We start from the raw sequence: 1,267 nt of genomic DNA on the forward strand, positions 1-1,267 counted from the left end.
TGTAGTGGCATAATAAAATTGGACAGCTGCTAAGAGGTTATACTAACCCAAAGAAGGAAAATAGTATGACCAACAAACGCAATCAATATACCCGAGAATTTAAATTAGAAGCGATTAGCTTAGTTGTTGATCACAACCGCACCATACCTGACGTGGCCAATTCCTTAGGGATAGGTAAATCCACCTTGCAGAAATGGCTGAGTCAATACCGTCAAGAAATCAGTGGCGAAGCACCTAAAGCCGGCAACGCTTTAACGGATGAACAGCGCGAGCTTCAAGAGCTGCGTAAGCAGGTTAAGCGGCTGACTATGGAGCGCGACATTCTAAAAAAGGCTTCTGCTCTGCTGGCCTTGGACAGCCTGAACGGCTATCGTTAATAAGACAGCTTGCAGAGCAAGACGAACAGGTCAGTAAAAGCCTTCTGTGCAAGCTGTTTGGCGTGATGAAGAGCAGTTACTACTATGGACTAAAGCCCAAGCCTATCAGCCTTGAAACCGTCAAAACTAAAGCATTAGTCCGCCAAATATTTAACGACTCAAAGCGCTCAGCAGGCGCTCGCAGCATTGCCGCTATACTAATGAATGAACACGGCATCAAGCTGACCCGCTATATAGCAGGTAAATTCATGGCGCAGATGGGGCTTAAAAGCTGTCAATTGAAAACGCATAAATATAAGCATGCTGATGAAGAACACAAAGCTCATGACAATATACTGAACCGTAATTTTAGCCCATCAGCGCCCAATCATGTCTGGACAGGTGATGTCACATATATTCGTATCAAAGGCGGCTGGTGCTACCTAGCTATCGTTTTAGATTTATATGCTCGTCGTATTGTTGGCTTTGCTGTATCAGATTCGCCTGACAGTATGCTGACAACCAAAGCGCTGCAGATGGCGTATCAGTCGCGCTTAAAGCCAAGTGGGGTGTTGTTTCACTCTGATCAAGGCACCCATTACACTAGCAAGAAGTTTGCTGAATCCGTGGCAAGTTGTAATGGCATGAAGCAGAGCATGAGCCGAAAAGGTAACTGTTGGGACAACGCGCCAACTGAAAGGTTCTTCAGGAGCTTTAAAACAGAATGGATGCCAAAGGGCGGTTATGAGAATATTGCTGAAGCTCGGACTGCCATTATTGATTATATTTGGGGCTATTATCAGTCAGTGAGACCACACCGTTTTAATGACTATTTAACACCGCTAGAAAAAGAGAAACGCTACTTCAACAAAAACCTCTTATCAGGTGTCCTAAATTAGTTGACCACTATA

At 44.5% G+C, this 1,267-nt stretch carries 2 protein-coding genes; both read left to right on the forward strand.

Features of this window, described 5'->3' with window-relative positions; all coding sequences use genetic code 11:
• Nucleotides 1-65: 65 nt before the first annotated feature.
• A complete protein-coding gene (locus JMY09_RS14350) occupies nucleotides 66-377 on the forward strand; it encodes a transposase (RefSeq protein ID WP_201538342.1) in 312 nt (103 codons plus the stop codon).
• A complete protein-coding gene (locus JMY09_RS14355) occupies nucleotides 377-1,255 on the forward strand; it encodes an IS3 family transposase (RefSeq protein WP_201624628.1) in 879 nt (292 codons plus the stop codon). The genes JMY09_RS14350 and JMY09_RS14355 overlap by 1 nt, the downstream gene beginning before the upstream one ends.
• Nucleotides 1,256-1,267: the final 12 nt, after the last annotated feature.

This window comes from Psychrobacter urativorans, from assembly GCF_904846695.1.
Classification (GTDB): domain Bacteria; phylum Pseudomonadota; class Gammaproteobacteria; order Pseudomonadales; family Moraxellaceae; genus Psychrobacter; species Psychrobacter urativorans.

Excerpts from the sequence above, each read along its gene's own strand:
- JMY09_RS14350 (WP_201538342.1), top strand. The coding sequence starts at position 66 with ATGACCAACAAACGCAATCAATATACCCGAGAATTTAAATTAGAAGCG.